The sequence below is a fragment of the Xanthomonas vesicatoria ATCC 35937 genome (assembly GCF_001908725.1).
Taxonomy (GTDB): domain Bacteria; phylum Pseudomonadota; class Gammaproteobacteria; order Xanthomonadales; family Xanthomonadaceae; genus Xanthomonas; species Xanthomonas vesicatoria.
The window spans coordinates 1-12,181 of sequence record NZ_CP018727.1; the positions used below are offsets into that span (position 1 = coordinate 1).

General features: G+C 62.2%; 19 protein-coding genes. 2 read left to right on the forward strand and 17 right to left on the reverse strand.

Annotated features, from left to right (window positions below):
• Positions 1–40: 40 nt before the first annotated feature.
• The 3 genes from BJD12_RS23320 to BJD12_RS23330 all read right to left on the reverse strand — a co-directional run bounded on the left by BJD12_RS23320 (position 41) and on the right by BJD12_RS23330 (position 1,889).
• Positions 41–505: a hypothetical protein gene (locus BJD12_RS23320; RefSeq protein WP_005989197.1), complete on the reverse strand. Its 465-nt coding sequence runs from the start codon at positions 503–505 to the stop codon at positions 41–43.
• Between the two features lie 62 nt (positions 506–567).
• The gene (locus BJD12_RS23325; protein WP_005989203.1) at positions 568–1,437 is read right to left on the reverse strand and encodes a hypothetical protein; all 870 of its coding nucleotides are present in this window, start codon (positions 1,435–1,437) and stop codon (positions 568–570) included.
• Entirely contained in the window at positions 1,434–1,889 is a 456-nt protein-coding gene (locus tag BJD12_RS23330) for a hypothetical protein (RefSeq protein WP_017160723.1), read from the reverse strand. Before BJD12_RS23330 ends, BJD12_RS23325 begins: the two co-directional genes overlap by 4 nt.
• 280 nt (positions 1,890–2,169) lie before the next feature.
• Here BJD12_RS23330 and BJD12_RS23335 point away from each other — a divergent pair, with 280 nt between their 5' ends.
• Together BJD12_RS23335 and BJD12_RS23340 are read left to right on the forward strand one after the other, a co-directional pair.
• On the forward strand, positions 2,170–2,871 hold the full coding sequence (locus BJD12_RS23335) for an NYN domain-containing protein (protein ID WP_017160722.1): 702 nt from the start codon (positions 2,170–2,172) through the stop codon (positions 2,869–2,871).
• 55 nt (positions 2,872–2,926) lie between these two features.
• Positions 2,927–3,205 (forward strand): hypothetical protein, encoded by a 279-nt coding sequence (locus BJD12_RS23340; RefSeq protein WP_005998078.1) that lies wholly within the window; start codon positions 2,927–2,929, stop codon positions 3,203–3,205.
• A 53-nt stretch (positions 3,206–3,258) separates the two neighbouring features.
• Here the strand turns inward: BJD12_RS23340 and BJD12_RS23345 are convergent, their stop codons facing one another.
• From BJD12_RS23345 to BJD12_RS23420, 14 genes are all read right to left on the reverse strand, one after another.
• Positions 3,259–3,447 (reverse strand): hypothetical protein, encoded by a 189-nt coding sequence (locus tag BJD12_RS23345; protein WP_005998076.1) that lies wholly within the window; start codon positions 3,445–3,447, stop codon positions 3,259–3,261.
• On the reverse strand, positions 3,444–3,686 hold the full coding sequence (locus BJD12_RS23350; protein ID WP_005998075.1) for a hypothetical protein: 243 nt from the start codon (positions 3,684–3,686) through the stop codon (positions 3,444–3,446). The genes BJD12_RS23345 and BJD12_RS23350 overlap by 4 nt, the downstream gene beginning before the upstream one ends.
• A 76-nt stretch (positions 3,687–3,762) precedes the next feature.
• The gene (locus BJD12_RS23355; protein ID WP_005998074.1) at positions 3,763–3,993 is read right to left on the reverse strand and encodes a hypothetical protein; all 231 of its coding nucleotides are present in this window, start codon (positions 3,991–3,993) and stop codon (positions 3,763–3,765) included.
• Between the two features lie 62 nt (positions 3,994–4,055).
• Positions 4,056–4,355, reverse strand: coding sequence for a hypothetical protein (locus BJD12_RS23360; protein ID WP_005998073.1), 300 nt, complete (start codon positions 4,353–4,355; stop codon positions 4,056–4,058).
• 429 nt (positions 4,356–4,784) lie between these two features.
• Entirely contained in the window at positions 4,785–5,258 is a 474-nt protein-coding gene (locus tag BJD12_RS24495) for a hypothetical protein (protein ID WP_126936561.1), read from the reverse strand.
• A gap of 22 nt (positions 5,259–5,280) precedes the next feature.
• A complete protein-coding gene (locus BJD12_RS25150) occupies positions 5,281–5,412 on the reverse strand; it encodes a hypothetical protein (RefSeq protein WP_017173247.1) in 132 nt (43 codons plus the stop codon).
• 124 nt (positions 5,413–5,536) lie between these two features.
• Positions 5,537–6,669, reverse strand: a protein-coding gene (locus tag BJD12_RS23375) for an IS3 family transposase (protein ID WP_087943130.1) whose coding sequence is annotated in 2 segments (ribosomal slippage) — positions 5,537–6,408 and positions 6,408–6,669 — 1,134 coding nt in all. Because the reading frame shifts where the segments join, the coding sequence is not laid out codon by codon here.
• A 207-nt stretch (positions 6,670–6,876) separates the two neighbouring features.
• Complete coding sequence (locus tag BJD12_RS23385) at positions 6,877–7,155, reverse strand: hypothetical protein (RefSeq protein ID WP_005997470.1); 279 nt, start codon at positions 7,153–7,155, stop codon at positions 6,877–6,879.
• 260 nt (positions 7,156–7,415) lie between these two features.
• Positions 7,416–7,598: a hypothetical protein gene (locus tag BJD12_RS23395; RefSeq protein ID WP_228903383.1), complete on the reverse strand. Its 183-nt coding sequence runs from the start codon at positions 7,596–7,598 to the stop codon at positions 7,416–7,418.
• A gap of 91 nt (positions 7,599–7,689) precedes the next feature.
• Complete coding sequence (gene topB / locus BJD12_RS23400; RefSeq protein WP_005997465.1) at positions 7,690–9,876, reverse strand: DNA topoisomerase III; 2,187 nt, start codon at positions 9,874–9,876, stop codon at positions 7,690–7,692.
• Between the two features lies 1 nt (position 9,877).
• Positions 9,878–10,126 (reverse strand): hypothetical protein, encoded by a 249-nt coding sequence (locus BJD12_RS23405; RefSeq protein WP_005997463.1) that lies wholly within the window; start codon positions 10,124–10,126, stop codon positions 9,878–9,880.
• Positions 10,127–10,198: 72 nt separating this feature from the next.
• Positions 10,199–10,438, reverse strand: a complete 240-nt coding sequence (locus BJD12_RS23410) for a hypothetical protein (RefSeq protein ID WP_005997461.1) — start codon at positions 10,436–10,438, stop codon at positions 10,199–10,201.
• A gap of 10 nt (positions 10,439–10,448) precedes the next feature.
• Positions 10,449–10,757 (reverse strand): hypothetical protein, encoded by a 309-nt coding sequence (locus BJD12_RS23415; protein ID WP_005997459.1) that lies wholly within the window; start codon positions 10,755–10,757, stop codon positions 10,449–10,451.
• Between the two features lie 70 nt (positions 10,758–10,827).
• Positions 10,828–12,180 carry a TraB/TrbI/VirB10 family type IV secretion system protein gene (locus BJD12_RS23420; protein ID WP_058563544.1) on the reverse strand — a complete coding sequence of 451 codons (1,353 nt, stop codon included), beginning with the start codon at positions 12,178–12,180 and terminating at the stop codon, positions 10,828–10,830.
• Between the last annotated feature and the right edge of the window lies 1 nt (position 12,181).

Consider the following 12,181-nt stretch of genomic DNA (forward strand, 5'->3'; position numbering starts at 1 on the left):
CGGCGTTACAGCGGTAGAGCTGCAACCGGCACGGTGTTTGTTACGCCTCGGCGCCGATAACAAACAGCGGGTCGCGGCTCACTTCGTTGCCTTCGGCATCGAGCACCCACCCCCCCCAATGGCTGGCAAAGAACGCCTCGCGCGTGTTGACTCCCTCCGACTGGCGACCGGCAAAGGATATGAATTGCTTGCTCACTGGCTCGGTGTAAACGACCTCGCCGGCCACCGTCCAGGTGAGCGACGCCGGCAGGGGTCGGCCTGGCCCACGGATCGGGCCAATCACGCGGGACTCGAAACGGTAGGGCGAGGCAAGCGCGAGACACGATTCGGCGCCTAGATGGAAATACTCGGCGCCTTTCGTGAGTGGAATCGCGGACTCAAGCAATTGCCGGTGGTCGTTGTGTAGCTCACCGCGCACATACCATTGTTCTTCAAACGTGAACAGCGTTCCGATTGCTAGCTCGATGGCCTTCGCTGGCTGGAAGATGTGGGCTTTGATGGACATGTATGTCACCGGGTTGTGTGTGTTACGGGTGCCAGCTGGGCGGAGTGCTTGGGCCGCTGGGTTCAAGGTGTGGTGTTCAACAGCTCGGCGATCGCCGCCTCGCTCTCTGCTTTCTGTGCTTCGTCGTAGGCAACCAAGTCGCAACGTTCGGGGTAAAGCAGGGGCATCAACTTCTCGTAGGTCGCGAGGCGCTGAACATCGGTCAGCGCTGACAACCTGGCTGCAAGATCGAGCAAATCCACGGTGGGTGCGAAGATGCCGAAAGGGTCGACTTTTTTCTGTTGCTGTGGCGCTGTGCGTTGGGCGGCGCGGTCTGTAGCGACGCCTGCCAGTCCATCCACGTCGGTGATCCACGGGCCGTGCGGCAAGTGATCGGAGAACCGCTCATCTTCATCCTTGCCTTGCAGGTAGTCGTAGTGCGCCTCGTTGCACTCGTCGTTGAGCATTTCGGCCAGCGCGGCCCATTCGTCCGGCGTGAACTGCGGCATATGCCGCAGGACCAATTCACGATAGGAGCTCAGGATCTGGGACAGCCGCGCATGCGCGAAGCGATGCCCCTGGAACAGGGCCGCATCGCCACGCACCAGCGTGAGGTTCAGCGCGTAGGTGTCGCGCGGATCTGTCCGCGCGGGGCACGCATCTGCTCTGCTGTCCTGGTCGCGCGCCGCCGGCGCGTCGACGTGGACCACTGGCGCCGGCCCTCGCTCATCCGGTGTTGGCGTGTAGCCGGTGGTCACGGGCGCAATCAGGGCGTATAGGCGCTGCCATGCACCGACGTACTCGGGCCCCAGATCTTCGCCACTGAAGTCGGCCAGCAGCACGTGCTGTAGATCCGCGCTGAAGGTGCGCAGGTGCGCTTCATGCTGCGCCACCAGGCCGGCGAGAAAATCGCGCTCGGCGATCACCTGGTCAAGCGTGTCGCGGTCGCTCATGCGCCGGCCCCCGCGGTGCGGGCGGGCTTGCGGGAGCGCGGCAGGCCGGGCAGCTTCAGCTGCGCCCGATCGCTGGGCAGGATCTTGGCGACGGTGGCCATCGCTGCGCCGGCCGGTTTCTTGGCCGGCTTGGCGGGTTTGGCCTGGCGCTGGAGCTTGGCCAACGCCTTGAGCGCGGCCGGGCGGCCGCGCCGGTAGACCTTTGGGGCGCGCACGTAGTTGGCCGGCAGCACTTCAAACACCGTCACGCCCAGCGCCAGCAGCTGGGCGGCGGCGGTGTCGAGCGAGGCAAACACGCGCGGTTCGCCACGCTGGCCGGTCAGTTGCTTCTCGACCTGGCCCACGCGCACCATGACCGTATAGCCGCCGACCTGGCCGACCAGCTGCACGGTGCGCAGCACCCCGGCACTGGCAAGGGCGGACAGGGTGGTGATGGAAATGGGTGATGTCATGATCGACCTATCAAACTTCGATGTTTGATGCTCAATCATTTGACCCTGCCGTGCAAGCACTATCGCGGCGAGGCCGGATGCGCACATAACGCGAGATTGCACGCAGTGGGTAGGGCTTCTTCCGCACATGAACCCAAAGTAGTCCAGTTGTTGCATCGCCCGGGCGAGTCTATTAAGGTAGACACACCACTCCTCCTTTGTCGCCCCATTCAGTTGGGTAACGGCTTGGGACGAAAAAACCGCCGCAAGGCGGTTTTTTCATGTCTGCAGGAAGCTCCTTGTGACCATCGCCAAAGCGACCGCCGTCTACATCGATGGCTACAACTTGTACTACGGGCGCATCCGTGGGACCGCATTCAAATGGCTTGATGTCGTTGCACTGTTTGATCGCCTCCTGCATGACCAAGATCCGACCACCGATTTGCTGCATGTCCGGTATTTCACAGCGCCGGCGCTGGGCAGGTTTGCGACCCACAAGCAGGCCTCGGAAACGCAAGCAGCGTACTTGCGCGCGTTAGCACACACTCACCCGCAACGATTCACCACGACATTAGGCAAACACAGCTGGGACAAAGGCGGAACCCTTCTGCCGGAGTTTGTCAGCGGCCAGCCGTATGATCGGGCGCGCCGGGTCCGGGTCTGGAAGCTCGAAGAGAAACAGACCGATGTGAACCTGGCGCTGACCATGTATCGCGATGCCGCCTCGGCACGCTATCAGCAGCTGGTTGTGTGCTCCAACGATAGCGATATCGAGCCGGCCCTTGTGGCTATCCGCGAGGACTTCCCGAGCGTCGTTCTAGGCGTCGTCACGCCACGCAATCCACCTGTCGATGGTGAATCGGACAGAAGAGTCAGCGTCTCGCTGTCGAGCCGCGCCGACTGGACACGTCACTACATTTTGGATGGTGAGCTGGCCGCGGCTCAGCTTCCCGAGCGGGTTCGCAAGCCCGGCAAGCCAATCGATAAGCCGGGGCATTGGTGAGAAGTAGCTGCGACAGCAGTGCTAGAGTTTGTCAGTCCTTCGATGGAGTTCCGCCATGAATACGTTTCTGCGCGCTCAGCTGCTGCCGCTTTTGCGTGGCTTGTCACGCGCTGGCCTGGTCGGCTTCGGCGTTGTGTTTGCGCTGTACTTTCTGTTCGCCATGCTGTTGTTCGTGCTGCACGATCCGCACGCGAGCGCGTCCACCGAGCGGATGGCCGACATGGCTGCACCGTGGCTGGTTGGCCTGGCTGCGGTGCACGCGTTGAGCAAGCTCGCCGGCGAAATGGTCCGCACCTGGTTGGAAGATCGCGGCGAGATGTCACCTCGCCGTTGATCGCCTAAAAGCCGGGGGACGGGGCTTGATGCACAGGCCGGCGGCAGTGATGACTACGTTTTCAGCCACCACAAGCCCATGCAAAGGGTAAGCAGTCCAAACACCATGATGGCGACCCGCTTGCGGTACTCGAACGGCGTCAGTAGGCCAAGTGTGACAGCGTGGCGCGAGACGATGATGTTGACCACGGCAACGGTAAAACACGCGGCCGTGAGCCACACCAGGACGGAATATAGATTCATGCGGGCTCCTGCGTGTTGATGTGCGGTGCCGCTTTAGCGCGCTGTGCGTTCGCTTGCAGCACTTTGGCGCGCTTGGCATCGGGGGAGTACCACGCGGCATAGACCCCTGCCACGATCATGCCCGCCCAGCCAATGGCGAGCATGGCCGGCGACTTAGCGATGGTGGCCAACATCGCCACCGCAGCGGCCAGCAGGCAGGCCCACATGCCCGAGCTGCGCAGCCAGTAGAGAAGTTTCATGGTGTCGCTTGTTTAGCTGGCTGTCGTCTCAACACCTGAGAGGACGGCCCGCTGGATGACCAGGCAAGCAGCATCCTTAGTGCCTGTTGATCGGTTCGGCTTTTTCGAGCTGCCACATCGAGGCGGAATAGTCTGGAAATGCGGTGCGTCGCAATTCGGCCACTGCTGCACGGTGCAGTTCGTGCGGATCGTCAGACGCACTAACCACGTCCACATAGCCATCGTATTGCGCAAACATACCGCTGCGAGTGCGCATGTGGCAGCGGTAGCGTTGGGATGATTGCTTTTGCATGTCGTCGTCGTGCATGGCGTGGCTCCTAGGCTTATTGCTGTGAATAGACGGGGCCGCGGCCCCGCCCAGTGCCAGTCTTAGTTTTCGATGTCGTACTCGGCAGCTTCACGGGTGCGATACAGGTAAAAATCGTCCCTCTCCCGACCGTTCTTATAGGTCTTGCGGATGATCCACCAATCCGGCTCAGTGCCGGCAGGGGTGTCACGGACGGCAGGCTCATCGTCCAAGTCCAAGAACTCTGTCACACCGACGGCGCGAAGTGAGACCAGCTCCCAACCCTCTGCGTCGTCCGCCTCGGCCATCAATTGACGCTCATCAGGCTCGGCATCTAGCCAACTTGCGGGCTGCTTTTCATGCGTTTGGTCTGGGTGATGCATGGCATTTCTCCGGATGTGGTGTGCAGTGTCTTGGCACACCTACATAATACCGATCTGCATGCTTGCATGCAAGCATTCAAGCTGTCATGCATGCAACTGCGCATCCTACCCTTGGAACACTCGCGGGAATACCGGGGGTTGTTGCACCTGGTCGATCGCTGCGCCTGGTCCCCGGCAACGCTCTACCCCTGGTCGCCTCCGAAGCCAGCCACCGCCCCAAGGGCTGCGCACACCACCAGCTCCACACATCACTCCCTGCTGACCCGCTGTTGTGGATCTGTCGGGCGTCGTGCGTCCTCAGTGGCATGTGGCTGTGTGGCGCGGTGGCTTCTGCAAGCGGAGCGCGCAGGGGCGAGGATTAGGGCCGACTGGCGATGACGCGGCACGCGGCATCGGTGCGCAGCACCCCAAGCCGGTGACCGCGTGCGGTCACGCCCCCGCCTGCAATGTCGAAATTTCTGCGCTTGGAGAGCAACGAAGACGGTGGCAACCGGGATCACCACAGGTACAGCCATTGTGATCAATAGGGCTTGCCGGATAAGTCAGCGACGCGGCTAGACTCCACCCTGCGTCAGTGCCGAACCAGCAATAGACGCCATAGTGGGATGAGAAAAAGAGCGGGTGATCTTTGACCACTGCAACCTGCACGAGGTCGCTTTCAATGTCACGGTACTCTGCAATCACGTTCTGACGTGTGAGAGGCAATAGGCTTGCGGATTCGTTTAGCAAGTCCTCTCGCGTAGCATTTTTTGGCAGTTGTGGGCCATCTTGAGGCGCGTGCGGACGCGGAGTGCGGTAGCGCTGCCACTCGGGCAGCGGAAGGGCTTCTACATGCGCCAGAACAGCATCGAAGAAGGGACTAAAAGCATCTACATAGCGCTGATATTCAATCTCGGTGTTCATAGGTGTCCTTGCATGTGGTTCCTCATTGGTGGGCGCGCGCGGCTGGGCGGAACGAACGCCACGCGGCATAGGCAAACAACACGAAGGTGACCGGCACGGTGAGCGGGGTCAGTGCGAACGGAACACCCAGCAGGAAGATGCCTGCATTGCGCATTGCATCCTGCTTGCTTTTCCCTGTGAACATGGACACCACGACTATCGTGATGACCGCCCCCAGCAACAGGACCAACAGAAGCGATAGATACCGTCCCCATGACCCACCCCCGATAGCAGGGCCATCAGTCGATAGAGATTTCGACCTCTTTCGGCGCCAGGGAATTCGCTTGGGACCCGTGTTCTCGGGCGAATTCCGCAGGGGTTTTCCATGCCAGTGCACTGTGGGGGCGCTCCTCGTTATAGAAGCGCCGCCACGCTTCGATTTTGCTCCGTGCATCGGCTAGGGACAAGAACCAATGCTCGTTCAGACACTCCTGTCGCAGCCGGCCGTTGAAGCTTTCCACCATCGCGTTGTCCGTCGGCGTGCCACGTCGGGAAAAGTCCAGCTCTACGCCGTTCTCATAGGCCCAGCGGTCCATCACCTTGCCGGCAAACTCACTGCCGTTATCCACTTTGATCGCTTCCGGCTTGCCTCGTTGAGCGACCAGCCGCGCCACTGCGTCGGCGACATCGTCAGCGCCCAAGGACTGATTTACGACGATATCCAGGCACTCATGCGTGAAGTGGTCCAGCACCGGCAGCAGCCGGAAGCGACGTCCATCGAACAGCGTGTCACTGACGAAGTCCATGCCCCACAGCGTGTTCGGCGCCGCGGCCACCTTGATCGGTTGCCGGCGACGACTACTGCGACTACGTCGCGGGCGACAATGCCGCAACGACAGGCCTTCTTCCTTGTAGATGCGATGCACCCGCTTGTGGTTGTCCCGCCAGCCTTCGCGCCGCAGCATCACCAACACCCGTTCGCAGCCATAGTGGATGCGCGTCTGCGTGATCTGGCGCATCCGCAAGCGGATGGCGCTGCAGTCGCGCGCCTTGGCCTTGTACGAAAACGCCGAGCGCGACATCGCCACGATCCGCAATGCGCGTCGTTCGCTCACGCCGAAGCGCTCTCTCAAGCGGGCAACCCAGCTGCGCTTCTGTGGCGCCCTTAGAGTTTTTTTGTGACCACCTCCTGGAGCATCGCCATGTCCAGGCTCAGGTCGGCAACCAGCTGCTTGAGCTTGCGGTTTTCCTCTTCCAGCACGCGCAGGCGCTTCAGTTCGGAGGGGCCAAGCCCACCGTATTTCTTGCGCCACACATAGAACGTCGCCTCGGCGATGCCCATCTTGCGGCACACCTCGCCAACCGCCATCCCCAGCTCGACCTGCTTGAGCGCGTACGCGATCTGCTCTTCGGTAAAACGCGACTTCTTCATCGCCTGATTCCTCGTGATCCACGGGGCCCATGCGGGGCGAAGTCTCTACTTTACGTTGGCACGGTTTTTCGGGGGTGGGTCACCCAACTTACTTCCCCGTTCGATACCAGGAACGGCGCCGCCCGCGCCAAGGCGTCCGAAATGGGCATCCCAGAGGAACCTATGAATGCAGCAACGTTGTGGATGTCTTCGGGCATTGCTTTGCTCCTAGGCTTCTTGCTCAAACTTGAACCGCATCAGGCTGGCGTCTGACAGGGCGTTTTGATATGCCAGCGGCCCGATGTAGGTACCGAATGCAACGCGGTCGGTCGTTGGCAATGTGTCTGCTGCTGGGAAATACAGCGGCGAATCGCGCGCGATGAGGTGCACAAACCCTTCTTCCACGTCCACCTCGACGATTTCGGGCGGCGAGCCGCAATTGTCGAGGAACCAGTAATAGCCGCTGGGCATTGATTGGATCGGAACGCAGCTCGGCTCATCCTTCATGTTGGAATCTCCAAGTCAGACAGCAGTGGGTGCGCTGGCCTGGCGGCTGCGCCAGCGAGTCAGCGTGGCACGAGCGATCACGCGCCCGGTCAAGGGGCCAAGCACTGCAAACAGCAGGGCGAATAGCACGCGGCTCACTGACCACTCGCCCATAGTCACCATTGGATAGACCAACGGCAGCGGTGCAAGCCAGCAGCCCACGGCGGCGAGCATGCCATTGACCAACGCCACCACAGGGTGGCGTAGGAACTTTGGGCGTATCACGAGTCACGCCCCGTGGCGTCGGGGGCCGCAAACATGACATACAGCGTGCCGATGCCGAGGCAGACCCATCCAATGAGGATGCCGAGTTGCGAATGCGACCAGGACGCCACGGCGAGGACGGCCATCGCCACCAGAATGGTCAAGCTGCCCGAACTGCGGAGCCAACGGATAGCTTTCATGCGGATCTCCTGCACTTTATGGTGTGCAATGGTGTTGCACAGCCCCATAGTACCCAAATGCATGCGTGCATGCAAGCATGCACGCATGCATTTACACCTTGACCTTGCGCTTCCGCGTGGTCTTCGCTGCCGTGGTCTTGCCTGTGACCTTCTTCGCTGGGGCTGCCTTCTTGTCGGCATGTAGGTCCAGCCACGCACCCAGCGCGGCACGCGAGCGGCGCTGCTCATCGGACAAGGTGGCACCCTTCTCGGTGGCTAACTTCTCGGCGTAGGCCAGCTGCTTGTCGCTCGGCGGCAGATTGCCGTAGGCATCGCCATGGGCGTCCAGGAACGCCTGCACGGCCGTGTGCGAGCTGTCCGCATTGGCCGGCAATGGCACGCCGAGCGCCACGGCAATGGCTTGGGCATAGCGTAACTGGCCCTCACTGGGCGCGCGCGTGGCGGCCGCTTTGGCGGCATCATCCCGCACCGCATTGATGATCCGGGTGACGTTCGCCGCGACCTTATTGACGAACTCGTCGCGTGCCTCCACCGGCACCAGGCCGCGGCGCAGCTCGTCCAGCTTTTCCTCCCACAGCGCCGTCGTCGCGGCATCGGTGATCGGGGCAGGCAGCATTGCAATGAGCTCACGCGCCAGTGGCGTGCTGACGATGAATTTGCCTTGCGGCTCCAGGTAGCCGCGCTCGCGCAAGTTCTCGATGATGGTCCCGCGCGTAGCCTCGGTGCCGATGCCGGCATTTTCTTTCAGTCGCTTGCGCACCTCGGGGTTGGTGGCGAATTTGCCGACATCGAGCATGTCGGCGATCAAGTCGCCTTCTGTATAGCGCTTGGGCGGTCGCGTCTTCTTCGGCCGTAGAGCGGCCGCAGCGACGGTGCAGCGCGTGCCGTCCTGGATGTCAGGCAGCGCAGGGGTCGCCGTGTCGTCCTCGTCCTCGCTGTCCGGGTCCGTGCCAAAGACGGATTTCCAGCCTTGGGCGATGGGGACGCGGCCAGTGACAGTAAACGGCACGCCGCCGGCTTCCAGCGTCATGCGGGTTTCGTTGAACGTGTAGTCGGGCATCAGCGCAGCAAGATAGTGCTGCGCGATCAGCAGAAAGGCGGTTTGCTCGTCATCGCTGAGCGTGCGGCTGGCGAGCGGCACACCTGTGGGCACGATGGCATGGTGTTCTGCGTTGTCTTTCGCCATCTTGGCGCTGTTGAACACAGTGGGGCGGATGGTTGGTTTGTGGACGGTTAGCGCTGCTACGTGCCGCGCCAAGCCTGGCACCTGGCCAAGCGTTTCCAGCACACGGGGAATTTCGGCTTCCTGCTCATTGGGTAACACCATGCACGGCGTGCGTGGGTAACTGGTCAGCTCCTTGTCGTACAGGCTTTGCGCGATGTCGAGTGTCTTTTTGGCACTCCATCCGAATCGCCGCGAGGCAAGCTGCTGGAAGCGCGAAAGCGTCATCAGGGCCGGTGGCTTCTGCGCCTTGCTTTCGTGCGTGACCGCGAGCGGTCCACTGGCTCCGGTGGCCGCTGCGAGGATGGCTTCGGCGTCGGCGCGAGCGAAGATCCGCCCCGCATCCGCCGGGGCGTGCGTCAGCACGACGCTTGCCCCGAGTGCGGTCTGAGCGGTGATTTCCAGCTCGTAATAGGTGACTTCGCGGAACGCGGCGATTTCAGCATCCCGACGCACGACCAGGGCGAGGGTGGGCGACATCACCCGGCCGACGTGCCGTGGCCCTTTACCGCCAGCTGCACGGGACCGCAGCGTGTAGGCACGGCTGAGGTTCATGCCCATGAGCCAGTCGGCGCGTGAACGTGCCTGACTTGCCCAATAGAGCGGCTCGCTGCTTTCGCCTGGCCGCAAGCTGGCGATTGCCTTGGTGAGGCTTGCAGCATCGAGCGCGGAATACCACAGCCGGCGCACCGGTCCCCGATAGCCGGCGTGGTCCAGCAGCTCGCGGGCGATCGCTTCGCCCTCGGCGCCGCAGTCGGTTGCGATGACGATTTCCGATGCCTTGGGGATGTTGGCTAGCAGCACGGCTAACTCGCGCTGTTTGTCGGCAGTTGGTTGGTGCTTCCACGCGGTCGGGATCATGGGCAACACCTCGAAATTCCAGGCCTCCCATGCCTTGTCGTAGCCCGGTGGACCGACCTGTTCCAAGAGGTGGCCACGTGCCCACGTCACCCGGCCATCGTCGGTATCGATGTAGCCCTGACCAGGCTTCGGGTTGCCCAGCAGTGGCGCAATGTTTTTGGCCTGGTCGCGCTTCTCGCAGATCCATAGACGCATGTCAGCGCTCCGGGTCGTTGGCGGCGGTGTTCGGATCGGCCGGCGTGTCGGTGGGCAGCAGCAGCCAGAATGTCGCCAGCGAGACAAAGCCGATGGCGACGGCGGCAGCGGGTATGGAGAGCCAGAAAAACACGATGGCGGCGAGCATGCCGACGATCACGATACTGGCGCGGGCTGGGCGTGACCACTGCGACATGGCGTAGAGCATTTCGCCGATGCGGTATCCCAGGCTTTTTGCGGGTGCGTTCATGCGCTAACTCCGGCGGTTGTCTGATGCGGTCACCCGAGGTGGACCGCACAGACTCAGTGCGTCACGGTGTGGTCATGCAGCTGGCTTGTTCTGCTCGGCAAGGTACTTGGTGAAGTCACGGTTGCCATCGAGCGCATGCTCGATCAGGGCAACGGCAGCATCGTTCCAGTCGGGCTTTGCGCCCACGGTGTGCGCGTAGAAGTCGCAGAAGGCTTCCACGCGCTTGATGAGCGCGGGATCGAACTGCAAGCGCTTGGTGACGCGTTCGGTTTTGACGGGGATCTTCGGCAGTGCCGATGGTTTGCGGGCCATGTGGTTGTTCCTAGAGCGGGTAGCGATTGGCTACGGCGGTGGTGATCACGACGCTGATCGTGACGCCCAGCTTCTTGGCGTACTTGCTGACAGCGTTGTGCAAGGGCACGGATAGGTGGAAACGGAGGCGTTCGCGGTCTAGCTTGCGATAGATGCCGCCGGCCACCAGGGTGGTGGGTTGAAGCAGAAATTCTTCCATGAGGTGTTGCATAAACATGCGCCGGCTGAGTCCGGCGCGTTGTGCATCGCGGTCAATCGCTTTCATCTGCTTAGGGGCCACGTTCGCGACAACTTGTCGCCGAGCGGCTTTTGCAGGCATAGCTTTTGGCTCCGTTGGGTGGTGGGTAAAGCCCCCGGAGTTTATCGATATTGCACACGTTAGATCACGGTCACGGGCCATAGGGCGACAGCGCCAAGTCTTTATTGACCATGACCGCAACCCGTTGACCAGGCCGGATTTCCAGCGTGGGTTGCACGTTGATGCTGCGTTGAAGCAGCTGTGCGCCGGCCTGGTTGATCTGTTGCGCCGCGCCCTGGGATGCGGCCTGACCGGCGTCACGCTGGAAGGATGAAAAGCTATCTCCTTCGGCGGTGGCCACCGCCGCCGCAACCGTACTGGACAGCAGCACGCTCGACAGAACTTTGCCCCAATGGTTGTTGACCTTATCGCTCACGCCGGCATAGCCGGACAGGTCCACACCGGGCATGCCTTCAAGGTCCAGGCTAGAGCCGTTCGGAAAACGCAGGCGCTGCCACACCAGCAACACGCGGTTCTGCCCGAAGGTCACGCGCGAGTCGTAAGCACCGATCAGCACCGAGCCTTGCGGGATGATGACGTAGCGGCCGGTCGGGGTGTCATAGACCGGCTGTGAGACCTGCGCGGTGATCTGGCCGGGTAGGTCGCTGTTGATCCCGGTCAGAAACAGGGCAGGGATGAGCGTGCCGGCGCTCACGACGGTCGGCGTGGCTGGCGGAGTCAGGCGCGATTGCAGCGTGCCGGTGTCGCGCTTTTCATCCATGAAGTGGCGCTTGTCGTCCTGGCGGTTGGCATCGTCGCGAGCGGTCTTGTCTGGCCCACCAGCACCAGCGGCAGCGGCAGCGGCCTGCGCAAGCATCTGCTGCTGCACCGCCTCGGGTGAGTCCGGCGGCATCCCACCGAATGCCGGCTGCCCGCCGAACTGGCTCTGGTTGCTTGTTCCACCAGCTCCTGCACTTTGCTGGAAGCTGGTTTTAGCGTAGCGGGCATTGGCGGCTTGCTGCATGCGCTGTAGATCCTGCTGGGCGGCGAACTGCTGGGCCGCTGTCTGCGGTTGCGCACCGCCGCCGTAGGCGCGCGTGCTGGCCTGCTGCTGGGCCGCGTACTGCATTTGCCCCACTTCCCCCGGCATCGGTGGCCCGAGCTTCGGAGCGCGCTCTGCGCGCTGCTGGGCGGCCGTCGCGTAGTCGCCGGGCAAGGCATTGAACGCCTCGGGCTTGGTGGACATGTTGGCGGTGGGCGGCTGCTCTTTGGGCTTGTTCTGGTTCGGCTTCTGCATGAAGGCCTGGACGAAGGCGAAGGCAATCAACACACCCGCGATGCCGGCGATGATGCCGACCTTCTTTTTGTCCAGGGTCTTGATCTTCGGCTTGGGCGTTGCCAAGGGAATCGGCGCGTCCTGCGGCGGCGTATAGCCTTCGCTGGCCGACTCGCCCGTCACCGGGTCGCGTTCGTCGTCAGCCGGGGTTCCGTTCGTGGTCTGCATG